This window comes from Pseudomonas sp. B23(2017), from assembly GCF_002113725.1.
Classification (GTDB): domain Bacteria; phylum Pseudomonadota; class Gammaproteobacteria; order Pseudomonadales; family Pseudomonadaceae; genus Aquipseudomonas; species Aquipseudomonas putida_Z.
In genome coordinates this window covers 204,135-220,800 of the sequence record NZ_NEJM01000008.1, presented here as the reverse complement: position 1 = coordinate 220,800, position 16,666 = coordinate 204,135, and the positions used below count along the sequence as shown (strand labels likewise).

19 protein-coding genes are annotated in these 16,666 nt (G+C 62.8%); 3 read left to right on the top strand and 16 right to left on the bottom strand.

Annotation, left to right across the window (positions count from 1 at the left end; genetic code table 11):
• Positions 1-27: 27 nt before the first annotated feature.
• The 8 genes from CAG46_RS15475 to thrS form a co-directional block, all read right to left on the bottom strand.
• A complete protein-coding gene (locus CAG46_RS15475; protein WP_003250681.1) occupies positions 28-384 on the bottom strand; it encodes a MerR family transcriptional regulator in 357 nt (118 codons plus the stop codon).
• Positions 365-667 carry an integration host factor subunit alpha gene (gene ihfA / locus CAG46_RS15470; protein WP_003250679.1) on the bottom strand — a complete coding sequence of 101 codons (303 nt, stop codon included), beginning with the start codon at positions 665-667 and terminating at the stop codon, positions 365-367. Before ihfA ends, CAG46_RS15475 begins: the two co-directional genes overlap by 20 nt.
• A gap of 4 nt (positions 668-671) precedes the next feature.
• Positions 672-3,053, bottom strand: a complete 2,382-nt coding sequence (gene pheT / locus CAG46_RS15465) for a phenylalanine--tRNA ligase subunit beta (RefSeq protein WP_085619062.1) — start codon at positions 3,051-3,053, stop codon at positions 672-674.
• 31 nt (positions 3,054-3,084) lie between these two features.
• A complete protein-coding gene (gene pheS, locus CAG46_RS15460; protein WP_013972006.1) occupies positions 3,085-4,101 on the bottom strand; it encodes a phenylalanine--tRNA ligase subunit alpha in 1,017 nt (338 codons plus the stop codon).
• A 109-nt stretch (positions 4,102-4,210) separates the two neighbouring features.
• Positions 4,211-4,567 (bottom strand): 50S ribosomal protein L20, encoded by a 357-nt coding sequence (gene rplT / locus CAG46_RS15455; RefSeq protein ID WP_003250671.1) that lies wholly within the window; start codon positions 4,565-4,567, stop codon positions 4,211-4,213.
• 27 nt (positions 4,568-4,594) lie between these two features.
• Positions 4,595-4,789 carry a 50S ribosomal protein L35 gene (gene rpmI, locus CAG46_RS15450; RefSeq protein ID WP_003250667.1) on the bottom strand — a complete coding sequence of 65 codons (195 nt, stop codon included), beginning with the start codon at positions 4,787-4,789 and terminating at the stop codon, positions 4,595-4,597.
• Between the two features lie 61 nt (positions 4,790-4,850).
• Complete coding sequence (gene infC / locus CAG46_RS15445) at positions 4,851-5,402, bottom strand: translation initiation factor IF-3 (protein WP_013972005.1); 552 nt, start codon at positions 5,400-5,402, stop codon at positions 4,851-4,853.
• Positions 5,402-7,324 carry a threonine--tRNA ligase gene (thrS, locus tag CAG46_RS15440; protein ID WP_013972004.1) on the bottom strand — a complete coding sequence of 641 codons (1,923 nt, stop codon included), beginning with the start codon at positions 7,322-7,324 and terminating at the stop codon, positions 5,402-5,404. The genes infC and thrS overlap by 1 nt, the downstream gene beginning before the upstream one ends.
• Positions 7,325-7,662: 338 nt before the next feature.
• Here thrS and CAG46_RS15430 point away from each other — a divergent pair, with 338 nt between their 5' ends.
• Positions 7,663-7,968: a hypothetical protein gene (locus CAG46_RS15430; protein WP_085619064.1), complete on the top strand. Its 306-nt coding sequence runs from the start codon at positions 7,663-7,665 to the stop codon at positions 7,966-7,968.
• 162 nt (positions 7,969-8,130) lie between these two features.
• Positions 8,131-8,343: a cold-shock protein gene (locus tag CAG46_RS15425; RefSeq protein ID WP_003250656.1), complete on the top strand. Its 213-nt coding sequence runs from the start codon at positions 8,131-8,133 to the stop codon at positions 8,341-8,343.
• 223 nt (positions 8,344-8,566) lie between these two features.
• Here CAG46_RS15425 and CAG46_RS15420 read toward each other — a convergent pair whose 3' ends face one another.
• Positions 8,567-8,887: an I78 family peptidase inhibitor gene (locus tag CAG46_RS15420; protein ID WP_085619066.1), complete on the bottom strand. Its 321-nt coding sequence runs from the start codon at positions 8,885-8,887 to the stop codon at positions 8,567-8,569.
• A gap of 276 nt (positions 8,888-9,163) precedes the next feature.
• Here CAG46_RS15420 and CAG46_RS15415 point away from each other — a divergent pair, with 276 nt between their 5' ends.
• Positions 9,164-9,376, top strand: a complete 213-nt coding sequence (locus tag CAG46_RS15415; RefSeq protein ID WP_003260960.1) for a hypothetical protein — start codon at positions 9,164-9,166, stop codon at positions 9,374-9,376.
• Here the strand turns inward: CAG46_RS15415 and CAG46_RS15410 are convergent.
• The 7 genes from CAG46_RS15410 to CAG46_RS15375 form a co-directional block, all read right to left on the bottom strand.
• Positions 9,348-10,349: a nucleoside hydrolase gene (locus CAG46_RS15410; protein ID WP_025338539.1), complete on the bottom strand. Its 1,002-nt coding sequence runs from the start codon at positions 10,347-10,349 to the stop codon at positions 9,348-9,350. The genes CAG46_RS15415 and CAG46_RS15410 overlap by 29 nt on opposite strands.
• 148 nt (positions 10,350-10,497) lie before the next feature.
• Positions 10,498-10,896, bottom strand: a complete 399-nt coding sequence (rbsD, locus tag CAG46_RS15400) for a D-ribose pyranase (protein WP_025338538.1) — start codon at positions 10,894-10,896, stop codon at positions 10,498-10,500.
• Entirely contained in the window at positions 10,893-11,801 is a 909-nt protein-coding gene (rbsK, locus tag CAG46_RS15395) for a ribokinase (protein WP_085619068.1), read from the bottom strand. The genes rbsD and rbsK overlap by 4 nt, the downstream gene beginning before the upstream one ends.
• A 15-nt stretch (positions 11,802-11,816) precedes the next feature.
• Entirely contained in the window at positions 11,817-12,839 is a 1,023-nt protein-coding gene (locus CAG46_RS15390; protein ID WP_085619070.1) for a LacI family DNA-binding transcriptional regulator, read from the bottom strand.
• A gap of 4 nt (positions 12,840-12,843) precedes the next feature.
• Complete coding sequence (locus tag CAG46_RS15385; protein ID WP_015269786.1) at positions 12,844-13,839, bottom strand: ABC transporter permease; 996 nt, start codon at positions 13,837-13,839, stop codon at positions 12,844-12,846.
• Positions 13,836-15,389, bottom strand: a complete 1,554-nt coding sequence (locus tag CAG46_RS15380) for a sugar ABC transporter ATP-binding protein (RefSeq protein ID WP_085619072.1) — start codon at positions 15,387-15,389, stop codon at positions 13,836-13,838. The genes CAG46_RS15385 and CAG46_RS15380 overlap by 4 nt, the downstream gene beginning before the upstream one ends.
• A gap of 21 nt (positions 15,390-15,410) precedes the next feature.
• Positions 15,411-16,367 (bottom strand): sugar ABC transporter substrate-binding protein, encoded by a 957-nt coding sequence (locus CAG46_RS15375; protein ID WP_075044734.1) that lies wholly within the window; start codon positions 16,365-16,367, stop codon positions 15,411-15,413.
• Positions 16,368-16,666 lie beyond the last annotated feature (299 nt).

Sequence of the window (16,666 nt, the reverse complement as noted above, 5' to 3'; positions counted from 1 at the left end):
AGAAATTTCACTCATCAAAAACCAAGGTCACTTCTTCAACACCACCAACACATCCTCCAACTCGACAATCATCTGCCGAATCAGCTGCTTGTACTGGCTCGACTCATCCTTGGCCTCATCACTGGAAAGCCTCAACCGAGCCCCGCCAATGGTGAACCCCTGGTCATAAAGCAGCGCACGAATCTGGCGAATCATCAGCACATCCTGCCGCTGATAATACCGCCGGTTCCCCCGCCGCTTCACGGGATTGAGCTGATCGAACTCCTGCTCCCAATACCGCAGCACGTGCGGTTTTACCGCACAAAGCTCACTCACCTCACCAATGGTGAAGTACCTTTTGCCCGGTATGGGAGGCAGTTCGTCGTTATGGCTTGGTTCCAGCATAGGCCTCAACCCGGGCCTTCAACTTCTGCCCTGGACGAAAGGTGACGACGCGCCGTGCAGTGATCGGGATTTCTTCCCCTGTCTTGGGGTTGCGGCCCGGCCGCTGGCGTTTGTCGCGAAGGTCGAAGTTGCCGAAACCGGACAGCTTGACCTGCTCGTTCTCTTCAAGTGCGTGCCGAATTTCTTCAAAAAACAGCTCGACCAGCTCCTTGGCCTCACGCTTGTTAAGCCCCAGCTCCTCGTACAGCCTTTCGGCCATCTCAGCTTTCGTCAGAGCACCCATGCCGTTATTTCCTTAACGTGGTGTTCAACCTTTGTTCGAGCGAGGTGAGGATGTTTTGCAGGGTAGTGTTCACCTCATCGTCGTTAAGAGTGCGCGATGGATGCTGCCAGGTCAAGCCGACGGCAAGGCTTTTTCTATCAGGATCAATGCCTTTACCTTGGTAGACATCAAACAGCCTGAGGTCTGTGAGCCATTCGCCTGCATTGTCACGAATTACTTCAAGCACCGAGCTAGAAGCTACATCACGTCCTGCGATCAAAGCCAGGTCGCGGCGGGTTTCCGGGAACTTGGACAGCTCGCTGAATTTCGGCAGGCGGCCTTCGACCACGTCGCCCAGCACCAGCTCGAACAGGAACACCGGGCGGTCCAGGTCCAGGGCTTTTGCGAGCTCTGGGTGGATGGCGCCGAGGTAGCCGACCAGCTTGCCGTCACGCTCGATGGCGGCGGTCTGGCCAGGGTGCAGGGCTGGGTGCTTGCCGGCGCTGAAGGTGAAGTCGCTCAGGGCGCCGGAGTAGCCCAGCAGGGCTTCCACGTCGGCCTTGACGTCGAAGAAGTCGACGCCGTCGCGGCCGTTGGCCCAGCCTTCTGGCAGGCGGCTGCCGGTGACAACGCCAGCGATCATCGGCTGCTGCTTCAGGTCGCCGAGCTGGCCGACGAAACGCAGGCCGCTTTCGAACAGGCGCACGCGGTCTTGCTGGCGGTTCAGGTTGTGCTGCAGTGCCTTGACCAGGCCCGGCCACAGGGACGCGCGCATGGCGGCCATGTCGCTGGAGATGGGGTTGGCCAGCAGCAGCGGCTCTACGCCCGGGCTGAACAGTTCGAACAGTTTCGGGTCGATGAAGCTGTAGGTGATGGCTTCCTGGTAGCCGCGGGCAACCAGCAGGCGGCGCAGGGTCGGCAGGTCACCGCGGGTTTCCGGCTTGCCCTGGGGGGCCAGGCGGGCTTGCGGGTAGCGAACCGGCAGGTTGTTGTAGCCGTACAGACGGGCCAGCTCTTCGATCAGGTCCACTTCCAGGCTGATGTCGAAGCGGTGGCTTGGAACGTTGACTGTCCACTGCCCTTCCCCGCTCTTGGTAGTGGTCAGTTCCAGGGCGTTGAGCAGTTGCTCGACCTGGGCTGGGTCCATTTCCATGCCGAGCATCTGGGTGATGCGTTCGGCGCGCAGGGTAACCGGGGCCACTTGCGGCAGGTGCTGTTCGCTGACGGCTTCGACGACCGGGCCGGCTTCGCCGCCGACGATGTCCAGCAGCAGCTGGGTGGCGCGCTCGATGGCTTCGCGGGCCAGCTGCGAGTCTACGCCGCGCTCGTAGCGGTGCGAGGCGTCGGTGTGCAGGCCGTAGGAACGGGCTTTACCGGCGACGGAGATCGGCTCGAAGAAGGCGCTTTCGAGGAACAGGTCGCGGGTTTTTTCGGTGTTCACACCGCTGTGCTCGCCACCCATGACGCCGGCAATGGCCAGGGCGCGGGTGTGGTCGGCGATTACCAGGGTGTCGGCGCGCAGGGCAACTTCCTGGCCGTCGAGCAGGACGAGCTTCTCGCCCTCTTCGGCCATGCGTACGCGGATGCCGCCGTTGATTTCTGCCAGGTCGAAGGCGTGCATCGGCTGGCCGAGTTCGAGCATCACGTAGTTGGTGATGTCGACGGCGGCGTCGATGCTGCGCACGTCGCTGCGGCGCAGGCGTTCGACCATCCAAAGCGGGGTCGGCTTGCTCAGGTCGACGTTGCGGATGACGCGGCCCAGGTAGCGCGGGCAGGCAGCCGGGGCGCTGACTTCGACCGGGCGCACTTCGTCGTGGGCAGCCGGTACGGCTGGCACCACCGGGCGGGTGACCGGGGTGTCGTACAGGGCGCTGACGTCGCGGGCGAGACCTGCGATGGACAGGCAGTCGCCGCGGTTGGGGGTGAGGCCGATTTCGATGCTGGCGTCGTCCAGGCTCAGGTACTGGCGAATGTCTTCGCCAACCGGGGCGTCGGCAGCCAGTTCCAGCAGGCCATCGTTCTCTTCGCTGATCTGCAGCTCGGCAGCCGAGCACAGCATGCCGAAGGACTCGACGCCGCGCAGCTTGGCCTTCTTGATCTTGAAGTCGCCTGGCAGTTCGGCGCCAATCATGGCGAACGGAATCTTGATGCCTGGGCGGGCGTTAGGGGCGCCGCACACGACCTGGAAGGTTTCCTGGCCGTTGCTTACCTGGCACACGCGCAGCTTGTCGGCGTCCGGGTGTTGTTCGGTGGCGAGGATTTCGCCCACGACGATGCCGCTGAACTGGCCGGCAGCGGGGGTAACGCTGTCGACTTCGAGGCCGGCCATGGACAGGCGGGCGACCAGTTCGTCACGGGAGACTTGCGGGTTTACCCAACCGCGCAGCCACTGTTCACTGAATTTCATGCTGTTCTCCTAGAATGTGCGTCGATTGGGCCTAGCGGAATTGGGCAAGGAACCGCAGGTCGTTATCGAAGAACAGACGCAAATCGTTGACGCCGTAGCGCAGCATGGCCAGGCGCTCGGCGCCCATGCCGAAGGCGAAGCCCTGGAACTCTTCAGGGTCGATGCCAGACATGCGCAGCACGTTCGGGTGCACCATGCCGCAGCCCATCACTTCCAGCCAGCCGGTCTGCTTGCACACGCGGCAGCCTTTGCCGGAACACATCACGCACTGGATGTCGACTTCGGCGGACGGCTCGGTGAAGGGGAAGAACGATGGGCGGAAACGTACCGCCAGTTCTTTTTCGAAGAACACGCGCAGGAATTCTTCGATGGTGCCCTTGAGGTCGGCGAAGTTGATATCGCGATCGATCAGCAGGCCTTCGACCTGGTGGAACATCGGCGAGTGGGTGATATCCGAGTCGCAGCGGTACACGCGGCCCGGGCAGACAATGCGGATTGGCGGCTGGGTGGACTCCATGGTCCGCACCTGCACCGGCGAGGTGTGGGTACGCAGCAGCATGTTGGCATTGAAGTAGAAGGTGTCGTGCATCGCCCGGGCCGGGTGGTGGCCAGGGATGTTGAGCGCTTCGAAGTTGTGGTAGTCGTCTTCCACCTCTGGGCCTTCGGCAATGCCGTAGCCGATGTGGGTGAAGAACTGCTCGATGCGCTCGAGTGTACGGGTGATCGGGTGCAGGCCACCGGTGGCCTGGCCGCGGCCTGGCAGGGTGACGTCAATGCATTCGGCAGCCAGGCGAGCGCTGAGCTCGGCTTCTTCGAAGGCGGCCTTGCGGGCATTGAGCACAACGGTGACGCGCTCTTTGGCGTCGTTGATCAGCGCGCCGACTTTCGGCCGCTCTTCGGCTGGCAGGTTGCCCAGGGTCTTCATCACCTGGGTCAGCTCGCCTTTCTTGCCGAGATAATTCACCCGGATCTGTTCCAGGGTATTGATGTCTTCAGCGCGCTCCACGGCCTCTAGGGCTTGGGAGACCAACGCATCCAGGTTTTCCATGTACAGACTCCAGATACGAAAATAGGGGAAGAGCTTTGAAGGCTCTTCCCCTATCGATGACGTTCAATGCCCGACGGCGCTAGCGCCGCCGGGTGATTGTCGCGGGTACTTAAGCCAGAACGGCTTTAGCTTTCTCGACAATCGCAGCAAACGCCGCTTTTTCGTTCACTGCCAGATCGGCCAGAACCTTACGGTCGATTTCGATCGAAGCCTTTTTCAGGCCAGCAATCAGACGGCTGTAGGACAGACCGTTGGTGCGGGCACCGGCGTTGATACGAGCGATCCACAGTGCGCGGAACTGACGCTTCTTCTGACGACGGTCACGGTAGGCATATTGACCTGCCTTGATGACAGCCTGCTTGGCAACGCGGAATACGCGCGAGCGTGCACCGTAGTAGCCTTTAGCCAGTTTCAGAATTTTCTTGTGACGCTTACGAGCGATGACGCCACGCTTAACACGAGCCATGAGTAACTTCCTCTATCTAAACCAGAATTAACGTACGCGCAGCATGCGCTCGACTTTTGCCACGTCAGACGGGTGCAGCAGGCTGGCACCGCGCAGTTGACGCTTACGCTTGGTCGACATTTTGGTCAGGATGTGGCTCTTGAAAGCGTGCTTGTGCTTGAAGCCGGAAGCGGTCTTCAGGAAGCGCTTCGCAGCACCGCTCTTGGTTTTCATTTTTGGCATGTTGGAACTCCGCATTCGATAAAATTACACAATAATCATCAGGCCTGCCGTGCCCGGGAGATTACTTCTTCTTTTTGGGGGCGATGACCATCATAAGCTGGCGTCCTTCCATCTTCGGATGCTGCTCAACGGAGCCGTATTCGGCGAGGTCGGCTTCGACCCGCTTCAACAGCTCCATGCCCAGCTCCTGGTGGGCCATCTCACGGCCACGGAATCTCAGAGAGATCTTGGCCTTGTCCCCATCGGTAAGGAAACGTACCAGGTTGCGTAGTTTTACCTGGTAATCCCCTTCTTCCGTCCCTGGACGAAACTTGATTTCTTTGATCTGGATCTGCTTCTGGTTTTTCTTGGCTTCGTTGGCCTGCTTCTTCTTCTCGAAGAGGTGCTTGCCGTAGTCCATCACCTTGCAGACGGGCGGTTGCGCGTCTGCAGAGATTTCCACCAGATCCAGCTTCGCTTCATCAGCGATACGAAGCGCTTCATCAATCGAGACGATGCCAATCTGCTCGCCGTCAGCGCCAATTAACCGAACCTCGCGTGCCGAGATATTCTCGTTGATCGGGGCTTTCGGTGCAGTTCGTTTATCGTTTCTCATTTCACGCTTAATAGTCATTACTCCGATTCTAGGCGACCGCGCTGGGCAACAGCGCTGTTGAGCAGCTGCGTGAATTCAGCCACCGGCATGGAGCCGAGGTCTTTGCCTTCACGGGTGCGTACGGCGACGGTCTGCGTTTCGACTTCGCGATCCCCTATAACCAAAAGGTACGGGACCTTGAGCAAAGTATGCTCGCGGATTTTAAAGCCGATCTTCTCATTTCTCAAGTCCGACTTGGCACGGAAACCGCTACCGTTCAGGGTATTTTCCACCTCGAGGGCGAAATCGGCCTGCTTGTCGGTGATGTTCATGATCACGGCCTGGGTGGGTGCCAGCCAGGCCGGGAACACGCCAGCGTAGTGCTCGATCAGCATGCCGATGAAGCGCTCGAACGAACCGAGGATGGCGCGGTGCAGCATGACCGGGCGAACTCGGCTGTTATCTTCGGCGATATAGCTGGCATCCAGGCGTTCCGGCAGGTTCGGGTCGTACTGCAGGGTACCGCACTGCCAGTTACGGCCGAGGCAGTCGCGCAGGGTGAACTCGATCTTCGGGCCGTAGAAGGCGCCCTCGCCCGGCTGGTATTCCCACTCCAGGCCCGATTCGTTCAAGGCGTCGGCCAGTGCACCTTCGGCACGGTCCCACAGCTCTTCGGAACCCACGCGTTTGGCCGGGCGGGTCGACAGCTTCATGGCGATGTCGGTGAAGCCGAAGTCCTTGTACACGTCCAGGGTCAGCTTGATGAAGTCGGCGGCTTCTTTCTTCACCTGTTCTTCGGTGCAGAAGATGTGCGCGTCGTCCTGCACGAAGCCACGCACGCGCATGATGCCGTGCAGGGCGCCGGACGGCTCGTTACGGTGGCAGGCACCGAACTCGGCCAGGCGCAGCGGCAGGTCGCGGTAGCTCTTCAGGCCCTGGTTGAACACCTGCACGTGGCACGGGCAGTTCATCGGCTTGACCGCGTAGTCACGGCTTTCCGACGAAGTGGTGAACATGTTCTCGGCGTAGTTGGACCAGTGGCCGGAACGCTCCCAGAGAATGCGGTCGACAACCTGCGGGGTCTTGATTTCCTGGTAGCCGTTGACGCGCTGGACCTGGCGCATGTACTGCTCGAGTACCTGGTACACGGTCCAGCCGTTGGCGTGCCAGAACACCATGCCCGGGGCTTCTTCCTGCAGGTGGAACAGGTCGAGCTGCTTGCCGATCTTGCGGTGGTCGCGTTTTTCGGCTTCTTCGATGCGCTGGATGTACGCAGCCAGCTGCTTCTTGTCGGCCCAGGCGGTGCCGTACACGCGTTGCAGCTGCTCGTTCTTGGCATCACCGCGCCAGTAGGCGCCGGACAGCTTGGTCAGCTTGAATGCCTTGAGGAAGCGGGTGTTCGGCACGTGCGGGCCGCGGCACATGTCGACGTATTCTTCATGGTAGTACAGCCCCATGGCCTGCTCGTCCGGCATGTCTTCGACCAGGCGCAGCTTGTAGTCTTCGCCACGGGCCTTGAACACGTCGATGACTTCGGCGCGCGGGGTCACCTTCTTGATGACGTCGTAGTCCTTGTCGATCAGCTCCATCATGCGCTTTTCGATGGCGGCCATGTCTTCAGGGGTGAAGGGGCGCTCGTAGGCGATGTCGTAGTAGAAGCCTTCGTCGATGACCGGGCCGATCACCATCTTGGCGGTCGGGTACAGCTGTTTCACCGCGTGGCCGACCAGGTGGGCGCACGAGTGACGGATGATCTCCAGTCCCTCTTCATCTTTAGGGGTGATGATCTGCAGGGTGGCGTCGTTGCTGATCAGGTCGCAGGCATCGACCAGTTTGCCGTCGACCTTGCCGGCCACGGTGGCCTTGGCCAGGCCGGCGCCGATGGAAGCGGCAACTTCGGCTACGGATACGGCATGATCGAACGAACGTTGACTGCCATCGGGAAGAGTAATAACGGGCATGGCGCCTCCTCTCCTAGTGGTGACCCCTACCAAAGGTCACGTGGGTTGGGATGAGCCAGTACAAGATCCGACCTGCCTTCCCGCAACGGGAAGCCTGCCTCACAGTGGCAGAAGCCTTTCGGCTTGCCAGGGACGAACCAGAGTGACTGGAAAGAAAAAAGATAGCTGCAGGCTGCAAGTTGTCAGCTGCAAGCCGGGCATGCTAGCACGCGGGTTGCATGCCAGGCAGAAATATTTGGAAATTACGCCGCAGCGGTGAACTAACGCGGAAAAATTCCTATCAGACCTTGGGAAGCAACCTACTCTTGATGAGACCTTAACCCAAGGAGTAACTGGTTATGCGAGTTCCGTCTCTTCTGGCCCTGGCGGCTGCTGGGGCCCTGCTGCTGCCCATGGCTGCGAACGCCGGCAACTTCCCGCCCGGAAAGGAGGCTGGCTACATGGCCCAGTGCACGCAGGTGGCCAGCGGCCAGGGCGTTGATGCTGCAACCGCGAAAAAACACTGCGACTGTGGCGCCCAAGCCATCAAAAAGAATTTCACCGACGCGGAGATTGCCGACCTCGACAGCAAGGACGGCGTGGACGCCAAGCTGATGCAGAAGGCCCAGACGGTCGTGAAACAGGCCTGCGCACCGAAGAGCTGAAACCTTAAAGCCAGAGCAGACCAGCTATTCTTTGAGCTGGATCAATATCCTGCGAAGGTAAAAGGCGCTAGATGCGCAGAATTAGACTATGATGTGTTCCGTGCTCCGTAGCCTCGGCCGCATTGCACCACTGAAAAAACTAAATGTTCTGGAGATTCACCCATGTCCAATCGCCAACAAGGCACCGTCAAATGGTTCAATGATGAGAAAGGCTACGGCTTCATCACCCCAGCAGGCGGCGGCGACGACCTGTTCGTTCACTTCAAGGCCATCGAATCTGACGGCTTCAAGAGCCTGAAAGAAGGCCAGACTGTTTCCTTCGTCGCCGAGCGCGGCCAGAAGGGCATGCAGGCTGCACAGGTTCGTCCGGAGTAATTCGGATAGCTGTAAAAAAACCCGCCCTTGTGGCGGGTTTTTTTATGGGTGCTGCATGGGCTGAAGGGGTTGGCCCATGCGGGCGCGGCTTTTTTTGTGGGAGCGGCCTTGTGTCGCGAAAGGGGCGCGTAGCGGCCCCAGGGTTTCAGCTTCGCAGCATCAATGGCCGGGGCCGCTTTGCGGCCCTTTCGCGACACAAGGCCGCTCCCACAAGGACCGCGTATCAGCCGCAGTTGACGCGAATTACCTTGCCCTGCTCGTCCACATTCAGATTCAAGCGCTCGGAGCGGTACTCAAGGGTAACCACATCATGCGGCTTGAGAATGCGGGCCATCTGCGAGCCACTGGCCTTGCGCGCCTGCTCCAGCAGCTCGGCGCTGGCGGGCTTGCCAATGGCGAAATCGGCGCCGCTGGCTTCGCAGCGGCCATCATTGCCTGCCGGCGTAGCTGGTGCAGCGCCACCAGCAGAATTGCCACCAGTGCTGCAACCAGCCAGGACAGCAGCCACCGCCAGGGTTGCCAGGTAAGCACGGGTACGGAACATGAAGCCTCCTAAATCGGTCCGGGAACTGTCTGATCCGACAGTTCCGCTCATCTTTTGTTGCAAAACCGGTCAAGTCTGCCTGAACTCGGCAGCCGAGGCGAAAACGCAATCGTGACCGGATTTTGCACAACCTGCTGCGTTTGCCATATGCTTAAGCCGCAAGGTCACTGACGCAAAGTCATGATTTAGTGCAAGAAGTGGAGCGCACCCCGCCTCCATCGAACACCAGGGTCAGGTGTTCGCCCCTTCGTCCCGGGCCCCAAGCGAGAGCCTTTCATGAGCAGCCACAGCATCGAAGCCGATATCAAGGTCAAATGGGCCGAAGGCCAGAGCGCGTACAGCCCTGGCACGCCGGAGGAGTTGCTGCTGATTGCCATCGACCTGCTGGTGCGCGATCGCGGCGCCGAGGCGGCACGCAGCTTCTTCGACCAGGTGTTCGAGCGCTACGCGCCGCACACGGCTATTCCAATCGCGCCAAACGGGCGCTGAGCAGGTCGAACAGGCCCTGGGCATCGCCCTCCTCCACCCACATCACGTTGGCTGGCTGCTTGAGCACGCCATACCAGTCGGCAAGGGTCTGGCCGAAGCTGGGGCCTTCGCGGCTGTCGATGCTCATGTGGATGCGCCGGCCGCTGAACAGCTCGGGCTTGAGCAGGTAGGCGATGACGCTGGCGTCATGCACCGGGCCGCCGGGCATGCCGTACAGGTCCATGTCGTGGGTGATGTAGGCGTTGAGGATATCCACCACCCGTTTGCTGGCCTGGTTGTTCACCGCCGCCAGTTGCTTGAGGCGGGCGTCGCTGGTCAGTAGCTTGTGGGTGACGTCCAGCGGCAGGTAGGTCAGTTGCACGCCGCTGGCCAGCACCACTTCGGCGGCATGTGGGTCGGCATAGAGGTTGAATTCCGCCGCCGGGGTGATGTTGCCGCCGTTGAAATGGGCACCGCCCATGACCACTACCTGCTTGATGCCTTTGGCGATGTCCGGGCGCTGGATCAGCGCCAGGGCCAGGTTGGTTTGCGGGCCGAGCATGGCGATGGTGATGCTGTGGGGCTTGGCTGTGCCCAGGGTGTCGACCAGGTATTGCACGGCATTGCCCTGAGCCAGCGGCGCTTTCGGTTCGTGGACCTGGATGCCGGTGAGGCCTTCTTCGCCGTGCACGTCGGCGGCGTAGATGGGCTTGCGCACCAGCGGGCGAGCGGCGCCGGCGTACACGGGGATGTCTTCGCGGCCGGCCCATTCGCGGGCCAGGCGGGCGTTGCGCGAGGTTTTTTCCAGGCGCACGTTGCCGGCCACGGTGGTGATGGCGCGGATGTTGAGCTCGTCGGGCGAGGCCATGGCCAGGAACAGCGCGACCACGTCGTCGGCGCCGGGGTCGGTGTCGATGATCAGGTCGATGGGGGCGGCCTGGAGGGTGGTGGCTGCGGCCATGAGGGCGATTCCTTGTAACAAGGGTTTGAGCATGGGTGGCACTCCTGTTGCCTGGATTGGTATTCCTGATACACCGCAAATCCCTGTGGGAGCGGGTTTACCCGCGAAGAAGGCAGCGCGGTGGATGGCACCGGCTTCGCCGGTGTTCGCGGGTGAACCCGCTCCCACAGGGGGCGACGAGCTAGAAGGTCACGCCGGAAATCAGCGCGATGTTGCTGTAGGGCTGGCACTCGCCGGTGCGCACTACCGCACGGGCACTGCGTGACAATTCCTTGAATTCTTCATGGCTCAGCCATTCGCGCTTGCCCAGCTTGCCCTTCAGCCGCTCGATCTCGACCAGCGCCGGTGGCACTACTTTCTGCATCTCTTCGGCCAGCACGTGGCGCTCTACCTGCAACTCGCTCAGCACAACCCGCAACACGCTGGCGAAATCCGGCAGGCCGGGCGTGACGGCCAGGTCGATCAGTTCGACACCCGGCGGCACCGGCAGCCCGGCATCGCCGATCACCAGGATGTCACCATGCCCCATGCCGGCGATGGTCCGCGACAGGGCGACGTTCAGCAGTGGGGTTTTCTTCATGGCGCAAGCTCCGCCAGGTAGGGAATCGACGGCTGGGCACCGGCGCGGGTAACCGACAGGGCCGCGGCGCGCTGGCCGAAGGAGATGGCTTCGCCCTCCTCCAGGCCGCGCACCAGGCCAGCGGCAAAGCCGCCAATAAAGGTATCGCCGGCTGCCGTGGTGTCCAGCGGCTGCACCACCGGCGCGGGGAAGTGCTGGTGGCCCTGGGGGGTGACCAGCAAGGCCCCTTGCGCGCCCAGGGTAATGATCACTTTGCCCGCGCCTAGTTGCAGCAAACGCTCGCCGGCACGCCGGGCGCTGTCCAGATCAGCCACCGCCACGCCGGTCAGGGCTTCGGCCTCGCTTTCGTTGGGCGTCAGGTAGTCGATGTGGGCGAACCAGCCCGCCGGCAAGGGGCCGGTCGCCGGCGCCGGGTTCAGGATCACCCGCTTGCCCAGTTCATGCCCCCGAGCCAAGGTCCAGGCCACGGTGTCGGCCGGTACTTCCAGCTGGCAGATGATCACCTCGGCCGCATGCAGCAGCGCATCGAACCGCTGCACCGACTGCGGCGTCAGCAGGCCGTTGCCACCGGGGATGATGACGATGCAGTTCTGGCTGGCGGCATCCACGGTGATCAGTGCCACACCGCTGGACACGCCCTGGCAGGTGCTGACGCCCTGGCAGTCGATGCCTTCCACATACAAGGCCCGGTGCAGTTGCCGGCCATAATCATCGTCGCCGACGTTGCCGATCATCGCCACGCTGCCGCCCAGGCGCGCCACGGCCACCGCCTGGTTGGCCCCCTTGCCGCCCGGCACGGTGAAAAAGCTTTCGCCGGGGAGTGTTTCGCCGGCCCGGGGCAGGCGCTGGGCGCGGGCCACCAGGTCCATGTTGAGGCTACCGACTACCACGACCTTGGCACTCATGACATTTCCTTAGCGTTAGCGGTAATCGTTGAACAGGTCCGGGCGCGGCCCGGTGGACTCGCGCAGGACGATGCGCGGGGCGACGATGCGTTGCTCCGCCGCGCCCTGCCGGGGCGTGCCGATACGCGCCAGCAACAGCGACGCGGCGCTCTCGCCCAACTCGCGGATCGACTGGCCCACCGTGGTCAACGGCGGGTACACATAGCGGCTGAGCTCGATGTCGTCGAAGCCGATCACCGACAGCTCGCCGGGTACGTTGATATTGCGTTCGGCCGCGGCGCGCAGCACGCCGAAGCCGATCATGTCGTTGCCGGCGAAGATCGCCGTGGGCCGCATGCCCTCCAGCAACCGGGTTGCCACCGCATGGCCCCCCGGGCTGGTGAAGTCGCAGTGCAGCACGCGGTCGCCCAGCACCGCTGCGCCGGCCTCGGCCATGGCGCGACGGAAGCCGCTCAGCCGCAGCTGGGTGACCCCGGTCTCGGCGGGGCCGCCGATGTAGGCGATGTCGCGATGGCCAAGCTCCAGCAGGTGGCGGGTGGCCAGGTAGGCGCCCTGCTCGTGGTCGATGCGCACCAGGTCGGCATCGACGCCATCCAGTTCGCGGTCGACGATCACCATTGGCGTGCGCACGCCAGTCAGGCTTTGCAGCAGGTCGCTGTCCTGGCCCACCGAAGCCACCACCAGGCCGTCGATGCGTTTTTCCAGCAGTACGCGCAGGTAGCTGCGCTGTTTCTGCGGGTTGTCGTCGGAGTTGCACAGGATCACGCAGTAGCCGTTGCGCTCGCAGGCGTCTTCGATGCCCCGCGCCAGTTCGGCGAAGTACGGGTTGACGCTGTTGGGCACCAGCAAGCCGATGGTGGCCGTGCTGCGTGCCTTCAGCGAGCGGGCCACGGCGCTGGGCACGTAGTCGAGCTCAGCGATGGCGGCTTCGACTTTCAGCCGCACCTGCTCGCTGACCGGCCGGGTCTTGTTCAGCACATGGGACACGGTGGTGTAGGAAATGCCTGCCAGTGCCGCGACGTCTTTGATGGTTGCCATGTTTTCAGTTCCGCCGGCCTGCACGCCGGCTACGGTAAGTGTCGAGCACCACGGCGATGACGATCACCGCCCCGGTGATGATGCGTTTGGTCGGTTCGCTGGCACCGATCTGCGCCAGCCCTGCAGCCAGCACCGAAATGATCAGCACACCAAAGAAGGTGCTGATGACCGAGCCACGCCCGCCCATCAGGCTGGTGCCGCCAATCACCACGGCGGCGATCACCTGCAGCTCCAGGCCGGAGCCGGCATTGGGGTCTGCCGCTTCCAGGCGCGAGATCTGGAACAGCGCGGCCAGGCCGGCAAGCAGGCCCATCAGGGCGAACACCAGCACCTTGTACGGGCGCGGGTCGATGCCGGCCAGGCGCACGGCCTCTTCGTTGGTGCCGATGCCGATCAGGTAGCGGCCGAACACCGTGCGGGTCAGCACCAACTGGGCCAGCACGATCACCAGCAAGGCGATGATGAACGCCGGCGAGATGCCGAATGCGATGGGGTTGGAGAACCAGGCATAGGCATCGCCGATATAGGCGGTGCGCGAGTCGGTGAACTGGTAGGCCAGGCCGCGGGCCATTTCCAGCACCCCGAGCGAAACGATGAACGACGGAATGCGCCAGGCCACGGTGACGCCGCCGGTGATGCTGCCGGCCAGCGCGGCCACGGCCATGCCCAGCAGGGCCGAAGGCAGCACGCCCCAACCCCAGCCGAGGATCGCCACGCTGACCGTCGAGGCTGCCAGCGCCAGCACCGAGCCCACCGACAGGTCGATGCCGCCGATGATCAGCACGAAGGTCATGCCCACCGCCAGCACCATCAGGTCGGGGATCTGGTTGGCCAGGGTACTGAAGGTGTTGTACGACCAGAAGTGGCTGCTGAGGAACGAGAACAGCACGATCATCGCCAGCAAGGCGCCGGCCAGGCCCAGGTAGGTACCCAGGCCAAGATAGGTGCCACTGCGGCGCACTGGTGCGGCGCCTTGGCTGTCGAGCGGGGTGGTTTTCATGCATCCATCCTGGGAGCTGCGTCATGCAGCAGTGCGTCACGTTTCTGATAACCGGCAAAGGCCGCGGCCAGCAGCTGGTCCTGGCTCCAATGGTCACGCTCGAAGGTGTCGATCAGGCGACCGGCCGACAGCACGGCGATGCGGTCGCAGATCAGCATCAGCTCGCGCAGGTCGCTGGACACCACCACCAGGGCCTTGCCCTGGCGCGCCAGCTCGGCCAGCAGGCCATAGATGTCGAACTTGGCGCCGACGTCGATGCCACGGGTGGGCTCGTCGAACAGCAGCACCTGGCAGTCGCGCTCCAGCCAACGGCCGATCACCACCTTCTGCTGGTTGCCGCCAGACAGCTCGCCCACCACCTGCTGCGGGCCGGCACTGCGAATGCGCATGGCCTGGATCTGGCGCTCGGCCAATGCCGCTTCGGCTTCGCCATCGAGCACCCCGGCCCGTGATACCGCGCCGAGGTTGCCCAGGGCGATATTGGCGCTGATCGACTGCGTCAGCAGCAGGCCCTCGCCTTTGCGGTCTTCGGTGATCAGCGCGATACCGGCCTGCACGGCAGCCTTGGGCGAGTCGATGGTGACCACCTGCGGTGGCTGGCCGAGGGCAATGCTGCCGCTGTCGGCACGGTCGGCGCCGTAGATCAGGCGCAACAGCTCGGTACGGCCGGCACCGATCAGGCCGGAGATGCCGAAGATCTCCCCTGCCCTGACTTCGAACGACACTCCACGCACCTTGTCGGCACGGCTGAGCTTGTCGACCTTGAGCAGTGGCGCGCCGATCTGCCGGCGGCCCAGGTCGATATGCTCGCCCAGTTCGCGGCCGACCATCAGGTTGACCAGTTCGGCGCTGCTGTAGCGCTGGATCGGCTCGTCGCACACCAGCTTGCCGTCGCGCAGCACGACGATGCGCTGGGCCACGCGCTGCAGTTCTTCCAGCCTATGTGAGATGTAGACGATGGCCACGCCACGTTGGCGCAGGCGCTCGATCTGGGTGAACAGCAGCTCCACCTCGCGCGCGGTGAGCATGGCGGTGGGTTCATCGAAGATCAGCACATGGCAATCGCCGATCAGGTTGCGGGCGATTTCGACCATCTGCTGGTGGCCGATGCCCAGCTCGCCGACCGGGGTGTCCGGGTCGATGGCGTCGAGGCCAACCTGGGCCATGGCGGCCGTGGCCAGTTGGCGCAGGCGCTTTTGGCTGATCCAGCCAAAGCGGCCGGGCAGGTTGTCGAGGAACAGGTTTTCCGCCACGGTCAGCGTGGGCAGCAGGTTCAGCTCCTGCATGACCATGCGCACGCCGAGGCGCTCGGCCTCGCTGCGGCTGCCAGGCGCGTAGGCCTGGCCGCGGTAGTGCATGTGCCCGGTGGTGGGGGTTTCCAGGCCACTGATGAGCTTGGACAGGGTGCTCTTGCCGGCGCCGTTCTCACCGGTCAGCGCCAGCACTTCACCGGCACGCAGGTTCAGGCTGACCTCGCCGAGCACGGGCTGGGCGTAGGTCTTGCCCAGGCCGCTGGCGGCGAGCACCACTTCATTGGCCGATGCAGGCATGGCCGTTTCTCCTGCCAGCAATCAGGGCTTGGTGATGAGTTGGACCGGGGTCTGGATGACGTTGTCGGCATCCACGTCAGGCTTCTCGCCCTTGACCATTTTCAGCGCCGCCTGGATGCCGTACACCGCCTGCTGGCTGGCCGCCTGGTCGAGGGTGGCGAGCACGCGGCCATCGGCGAGCATCGGCTTGATGGCGTTGATGTTGTCGTAGCCCACCACTTGCACCTGGCCGGCTTTGCCAGCAGCACGCACGGCCGACACGGCGCCTAGGGCCATGCTGTCGTTACCGGCCAGCAGGGCTTTCAGGTCGGGGTATTCGTTGAGCATGGAAGCGGCGACGGCGTTGCCTTTGTCGATTTCCCAATTGCCGCTCTGCACCGAGACGATCTTGATCTGCGCGGCCTCCATGGCGTCCTTGAAGCCGGCGGTACGCTGCTGGGCGTTGGTGGTGGTCGGCACGCCTTCGATGATGCCGACCTGGTCGCCGGCCTTGAGCTTCTCGTTGGCCAGGTAGTCGCCGACCAAGCGCGCGCCCTTGCGGTTGTCGGGGCCCACGAAGGGTACGCTGATGCCTTTGCTCTTGAGCAGCGCCGGGTCCAGGCGGTTGTCGATGTTGATCACCACCACGCCCTGGTCCATGGCCTTCTTCACCGCCGATACCAGCGCCTTGGAGTCGGCCGGGGCAATGACCAGAGCCTTGGCGCCCGCGTTGACCATCTGCTCGACGATGCGGATCTGCTCGCCGGTGTCGGTCTCGTTCTTGATGCCGTTGGCGATCAGCTCGAATTCATCGGCGTGGGCTTTCTGGTAGTCCTTGGCGCCGTCTTCCATGGTGCGGAAGAACTCGTTGGCCAGCGACTTCATGACCAGGGCGACCTTGGGCTTGTCTTCGGCGTGGGCGGCCGAAAACGGCAGGGCCAGGGACAGCGAGGAAATGACCGCAAGGGCCAGCAGACGACCGGGGAACGGCAGTTTCATGGACGATGACTCCGGATCTTGTGTTTTTTGTCGGATCGCAAACGTTTGCGTTGCCTAACTATGGAAACAGGACCGGGGTTTGTCAAATCCGTTTGGCTGGGGGAGGTCAAGTCGAGCCTGGGGCAGTTTATCCGGATTTTTTCCGAAAAGCCGAACGTCTTTTCCTACGTTTGTTCGGAATCTCGAATGGCACGCACCTTCATGTAGGAGCGGCCTTGTGTCGCGATGGGCTGCGCAGCAGCCCCGGCAATTTGTGTATTCGCCCGTGAATCTGGGGCCGCTACGCGCCCCATCGCGAC

Bases quoted from the DNA above. Each gene is read 5' to 3' on its own strand.
- pheT (WP_085619062.1), bottom strand. From the start codon at position 3,053: ATGAAATTCAGTGAACAGTGGCTGCGCGGTTGGGTAAACCCGCAAGTC.
- rbsK (WP_085619068.1), bottom strand. From the start codon at position 11,801: ATGAGTGCCAAGGTCGTGGTAGTCGGTAGCCTCAACATGGACCTGGTG.
- CAG46_RS15430 (WP_085619064.1), top strand. From the start codon at position 7,663: ATGCGAGTTCCGTCTCTTCTGGCCCTGGCGGCTGCTGGGGCCCTGCTG.
- CAG46_RS15410 (WP_025338539.1), bottom strand. From the start codon at position 10,349: ATGCTCAAACCCTTGTTACAAGGAATCGCCCTCATGGCCGCAGCCACC.
- CAG46_RS15415 (WP_003260960.1), top strand. From the start codon at position 9,164: ATGAGCAGCCACAGCATCGAAGCCGATATCAAGGTCAAATGGGCCGAA.
- rbsD (WP_025338538.1), bottom strand. From the start codon at position 10,896: ATGAAGAAAACCCCACTGCTGAACGTCGCCCTGTCGCGGACCATCGCC.
- CAG46_RS15475 (WP_003250681.1), bottom strand. From the start codon at position 384: ATGCTGGAACCAAGCCATAACGACGAACTGCCTCCCATACCGGGCAAA.
- CAG46_RS15390 (WP_085619070.1), bottom strand. From the start codon at position 12,839: ATGGCAACCATCAAAGACGTCGCGGCACTGGCAGGCATTTCCTACACC.
- CAG46_RS15385 (WP_015269786.1), bottom strand. From the start codon at position 13,839: ATGAAAACCACCCCGCTCGACAGCCAAGGCGCCGCACCAGTGCGCCGC.
- thrS (WP_013972004.1), bottom strand. From the start codon at position 7,324: ATGCCCGTTATTACTCTTCCCGATGGCAGTCAACGTTCGTTCGATCAT.
- CAG46_RS15425 (WP_003250656.1), top strand. From the start codon at position 8,131: ATGTCCAATCGCCAACAAGGCACCGTCAAATGGTTCAATGATGAGAAA.
- pheS (WP_013972006.1), bottom strand. From the start codon at position 4,101: ATGGAAAACCTGGATGCGTTGGTCTCCCAAGCCCTAGAGGCCGTGGAG.
- CAG46_RS15375 (WP_075044734.1), bottom strand. From the start codon at position 16,367: ATGAAACTGCCGTTCCCCGGTCGTCTGCTGGCCCTTGCGGTCATTTCC.
- ihfA (WP_003250679.1), bottom strand. From the start codon at position 667: ATGGGTGCTCTGACGAAAGCTGAGATGGCCGAAAGGCTGTACGAGGAG.
- CAG46_RS15380 (WP_085619072.1), bottom strand. From the start codon at position 15,389: ATGCCTGCATCGGCCAATGAAGTGGTGCTCGCCGCCAGCGGCCTGGGC.
- CAG46_RS15420 (WP_085619066.1), bottom strand. From the start codon at position 8,887: ATGTTCCGTACCCGTGCTTACCTGGCAACCCTGGCGGTGGCTGCTGTC.
- infC (WP_013972005.1), bottom strand. From the start codon at position 5,402: ATGACTATTAAGCGTGAAATGAGAAACGATAAACGAACTGCACCGAAA.
- rplT (WP_003250671.1), bottom strand. From the start codon at position 4,567: ATGGCTCGTGTTAAGCGTGGCGTCATCGCTCGTAAGCGTCACAAGAAA.
- rpmI (WP_003250667.1), bottom strand. From the start codon at position 4,789: ATGCCAAAAATGAAAACCAAGAGCGGTGCTGCGAAGCGCTTCCTGAAG.